At 60.5% G+C, this 4,316-nt stretch carries 4 protein-coding genes; 1 reads left to right on the top strand and 3 read right to left on the bottom strand.

What is annotated here, in order from left to right; all coding sequences use genetic code 11:
- Positions 1-115 precede the first annotated feature (115 nt).
- From HMPREF9538_RS09520 to iolE, 3 genes are read right to left on the bottom strand one after another with little or no spacing between them, the layout of a single operon-like run.
- Positions 116-1,147, bottom strand: a complete 1,032-nt coding sequence (locus HMPREF9538_RS09520) for a Gfo/Idh/MocA family protein (RefSeq protein ID WP_009485586.1) — start codon at positions 1,145-1,147, stop codon at positions 116-118.
- 9 nt (positions 1,148-1,156) lie between these two features.
- Positions 1,157-2,329, bottom strand: coding sequence for a Gfo/Idh/MocA family protein (locus tag HMPREF9538_RS09525; RefSeq protein WP_004142667.1), 1,173 nt, complete (start codon positions 2,327-2,329; stop codon positions 1,157-1,159).
- The gene (iolE, locus tag HMPREF9538_RS09530; protein WP_004178867.1) at positions 2,326-3,246 is read right to left on the bottom strand and encodes a myo-inosose-2 dehydratase; all 921 of its coding nucleotides are present in this window, start codon (positions 3,244-3,246) and stop codon (positions 2,326-2,328) included. The genes HMPREF9538_RS09525 and iolE overlap by 4 nt, the downstream gene beginning before the upstream one ends.
- 572 nt (positions 3,247-3,818) lie before the next feature.
- Here iolE and HMPREF9538_RS09535 point away from each other — a divergent pair.
- Complete coding sequence (locus HMPREF9538_RS09535) at positions 3,819-4,244, top strand: hypothetical protein (RefSeq protein ID WP_020316409.1); 426 nt, start codon at positions 3,819-3,821, stop codon at positions 4,242-4,244.
- Positions 4,245-4,316: the final 72 nt, after the last annotated feature.

The following is a 4,316-nucleotide window of genomic DNA, read 5'->3' as shown; positions in this document are numbered from 1 at the left end:
GGCCCGTGCAAGCGCAGCGCCGCCGGGCAACAGACATCAGGCATCGTACGCGTCCTTTTGCCGGGCAATGGCAGATACGCTCGCGCTATCTGCAAACCAATGCCCGGCCGGCTCCTTAGCGTTCTTCGTTAAACACCGCGCCCACCTGGCGCCGCACCTCATCCATCACCTGCAGATTCTGCAGCACCCGACTGAGCGGCCGCAGCGGCGAGTCCTGCAACCCCTGCCCGATGCACCAGGCAAAATGCTCCGCCTGCCAGAACAGCTGGTCGTAGCGATTGCGCGGCTCTTCCCAGCGCAGCACCTGCCCGCCCTGGCTGGCGGCGAGCGTGAAGCCGCCGGGGGCGTAAAACTGGCCGTCGATCGTCAGGGTCGCCTGGCGTCCGGCCACCACCGCCCCGCCCGGCGTGTTGCTGAACAAAGTGGTGTTTAACAACCCCTGCATCCCGTTCTGCCAGCTAAACAGCATCGACGTCTGACCGTTAAGCCCCTCCGCCGTGGCGCTGCCGCGGGCGACAATCTCCTGCGGCATGCCGCCCACCATCAGCGCAAACGAGGTCACATAGCTGCCGAGGTCCATCATCGGCCCGCCGGCAAGATCGGCATTGAAGATGCGGTGGTCGCGGGTGAAATACTCGCCGTGATCGGCCAGCAGGGTATGCAGGTCGCCGAGCGCCCCATCCTCCAGCAGCTGGCGGATCACATCATATTTCGGCGCGTAATCGCACCACATTGCCTCCAGCGCCAGCTTCTCCTGGCGGGCGGCTTCGGCCTGCAGCTCACGCCCTTCGCCGAGGTTGAGGGCGAAGGGTTTCTCTATCAGCACGTGTTTGCCCGCCTTCAGCGCCTGCATGCCGTCGGGAAAGTGATGGTTGTGCGGCGTCGCAATATACACCGCATCAATATCCGGACGCGCCAGCATCTCCTCCACCTGGCCGTAAGCCTGGGGGATCCCCCATTCCGCGGCCACCCGGTCGGCCTTCGCCTGGCTGCGGGAAGCCACCGCCACCACCTGCTGCCGGCTGTAGGTTTTCAATGAGTGCACAAAGCGCTCGGCGATCCAGCCAGGACCGATAATGCCCCAGCGCAGGATGGGAATGCTCTGCGCCGCCGGGCGGCGCGGGGGTGGTAAGTGTGACGGAAACATAGCGGCTCCTTAGTCTTTAACCACGTTCACCCAGCGACGGCTGGCCATCGAGGCTTCAATCGCCGACAGCACGCGCTGATTCTGCAAACCAAATTCAAAGTTGGGATAGCAGTCGCCCTCCCCGCAAATCCCCTGCACCAGGTCATGCACTTCGATCACCTTGACGTCAAAATAGCCCAGCCCGCCGCCGCCAAAATCGAAGCCGAAGAAGCCGGCATAGGCCGGGATCTGGCTCCCGGCATACAGCGTCTTAAAGCCGCGGTCATGTTTATCATCGTTGAAGCGATAGACCTGCAGCTCGTTAAAGCGCTCCCCGTCCATATACAGCGTGCCTTCGGTGCCGGAGACCTCCCAGAACACGCCGAAGATCCGCCCGGCGGCGATGCGCGAGGCCTCAATCACCCCCGCGGCGCCGCTGTCGAAATTGACCAGGCACTGAACCTGATCGTCATTTTCCACTTCCCGCCACTCGGCATCGGCCGCGACCCGGCTGGCATACCCGGCATCGGTTTGCGGCACCGGACGCTGGCGCAGGCAGGTTTGCGCGCTGGCGGTCACTTCACGGATCCCGCCCAGCAAAAACTGGGCGACGGACAGGGTATGGGCGCCGAGGTCGCCAAGCGCCCCGCTGCCGCCGAGAGTTTTCGAGCAGCGCCAGGACCAGGGCAGGTTCGGGTCGTTATAAAACCCCTGATCAAAGGTGCCGCGAAAGCGCACCGGTTCGCCAATATCGCCCCGGGCGATAATCTGCTTTGCCAGCAACGCCGCCGGCGTTTTGATGTTGTTAAAAGCCACCATGGTCTTCACCCCCGCGCGCCGTGCCGCCTGCGCCATCTCCTGCGCCTGCTGCTCATTGACCGCCAGCGGCTTCTCGCAATAGACATGTTTACCCGCCGCGATCGCCGCCATCGCCATTGTGTAGTGCAGATGGTTCGGCGAGGTGATATCCACCACATCAACCTGCGGATCGTTTACCAGCTCGCGCCAGTCGCCGTAGGCCTTTTCCGCCCCCAGTTTCGCCGCGTGGCGTTCGGCCATCGCCTGATCCTGATCCGCCAGCGCGTAGAGATGCGGGCGCTTGGGCAGATCGGGATAGAACATTGCCGCGCGACGGTAAGCGTCAGCGTGTGCCTGCCCCATAAAACCTGAGCCGATAAGGCCGATATTTAACCGCGCGCTCATGATGCGTACTCCTCTGACGATGAAGGGGAAGATAAATGGTGCGCCAGCCAGGCATAGGCGCGGCTGGCGGTGGCCAGCGGCGGCGCCATCGCCGGGTCCTGCTCGGCTTCGATAATCAGCCAGCCGCGGTAGTCGCTGTCCCGGACAAAGTCGAGGATCGGCGCATAGTCGATGCAGCCGTCGCCTGGGATGGTAAACAGCCCGGCGCGCACCGCCTCGTTAAAGCTCAGGTTTTCCCGATACAGACGCCCCAGCACCTGCGGACGCACGTCTTTCAGATGCAGATGGCGGATACGGTGGCCATATTTGTGCAGTACGCGCGGGATCTCGACCCCGGCGACAAAGGCGTGCCCGGTATCAAACGCCAGCCCGACGTTGTCATGGGTGTGAGACAGAAACCGCTCCAGCTCGTCATCGTGCTCCACCAGCATCATCAGATGATGGTGATAGGCCAGCTGGAGGTCATAGTCGCGCAGCAGCAGGTCGGCAAAGGTATTCAGCTTGTGGCAATACGCCGCCAGGCTGACGCGGCTTAACGGCGGCGAGAGCGAAATAGGCTCATCAAGCGGGGTTTCACCTGGCAGTTGCCCGCACTCGCCGTAAACCATCACCTTCGCGCCGAGCTGCCGGAGGAGCTGGGCGTGCTCCCGCACCGCCTCCAGCTCCGCTTCCACGCTGCGGTCGGCCAGCAGGCCGCTGTACCAGCCGGACGCCAGGCGCAGGTCAGCCGCCGCCAGCAGCGGGCCCAGGGTTGATGCCTGGCGGGGAAATTTCCGTCCTAACTCAATGCCCTGATAGCCCGCCTCCCGCGCCTCGCGCAGGCAGGTTTCCAGGGGAATTTCACCGCCTAAATCCTCGAGTACATCGTTGGTCCAGCACAGGGGGCTCACGCCCCACCGCAGTTGCTCTGTCGCCATCTTGTTCTCCTTTCCACCCTGTGGTCTTGTCTGGCGTCACTATAAGCAGGTGACGACCGACGATGAAAACGGAGAAATGATGGAAATCCATCATTGCGTTGGCGGTATATTCGCTATTTCAGGTAACCCTGAAAAATAAATGGAAATAATGCTTGCCGCCGGCTTATTTTGCGGATAAAAATTACTGGCTTAATAACCCGCTTCAGAGGTTATCCCTTTTATTCGAAATATGATGATAGCAATATGAAAAAAAACTCAACACCGCACCAGCGCGGGCTTTTGCCGTGCGCCAAGGACAGGCCTGCTATTATTTGCCTGAATGACACATAGCCGCTTTTAAAACATCAAATAATTAACATTCTCTCTGCAATAATATGACAAGCTGTGGGAAGGTTGGCTTGCGAAATAAGCATGAAACTTTGATGCTTTACTAATAAATAACCCCAGAGCCTCTTGCTAATTACTTATCAGGACTGGTTGGGTTATTTTATTCTGACGCCAACGGGAGAATACACCAACGTGTATCCCTCTCTCTGGCCCGGCACGCCGCTATCGCGATGAGAAACAATAAGATGAATAAGACCTGGCTTTTCACCACCCTCACCCTGGCGCTGGTCGCCGCCGCGCCGGCCCACGCCATTAGCGCGAAATACCGGGAACAGCTTGAACGTTCCGGCTGCACGCAGATGACCGACGGGATCACCTGCGATATTCATAAAACCAAAGCCGAGAATGCCGCCGCCGCGCAGCAGGCCGACAGCGGCTTCGGCCCCTGGGTGGGCACCTGGTATGTTTATACGGAGTATGGCGATAAAATTGATGAGATTACCGTCACCGCTAAAACGGTGAAAACCCGCGGCCATCTGGTCGAGGAGGGGAAAGCCAGCCAGGGTAAACTGACCTTCCGGGTGAAAAGCTCAGCCTTTACGCTGAACGACGCCTTTAACGGCGTATGGGCAAACGGCAGCCAGCGCGGCACGTTGCAAAAAGTCCTGTAATAACATCGCTCTGCCGACAGGCCGGGGATAATGCAGACAGAACCCCCCCCCCCCCCCCGGGGGGGGGGGGGG

The sequence above is a fragment of the Klebsiella sp. MS 92-3 genome, assembly GCF_000195655.1.
Lineage (GTDB): Bacteria > Pseudomonadota > Gammaproteobacteria > Enterobacterales > Enterobacteriaceae > Klebsiella > Klebsiella pneumoniae.
The sequence above is the reverse complement of the archived record's forward strand: the minus strand, read 5'-3'. Positions and strand labels throughout refer to the sequence as shown.

Coding starts and splice junctions, on each gene's coding strand:
- HMPREF9538_RS09520 (WP_009485586.1), bottom strand. CDS start 1,147: ATGTTTCCGTCACACTTACCACCCCCGCGCCGCCCGGCGGCGCAGAGC.
- HMPREF9538_RS09525 (WP_004142667.1), bottom strand. CDS start 2,329: ATGAGCGCGCGGTTAAATATCGGCCTTATCGGCTCAGGTTTTATGGGG.
- iolE (WP_004178867.1), bottom strand. CDS start 3,246: ATGGCGACAGAGCAACTGCGGTGGGGCGTGAGCCCCCTGTGCTGGACC.
- HMPREF9538_RS09535 (WP_020316409.1), top strand. CDS start 3,819: ATGAATAAGACCTGGCTTTTCACCACCCTCACCCTGGCGCTGGTCGCC.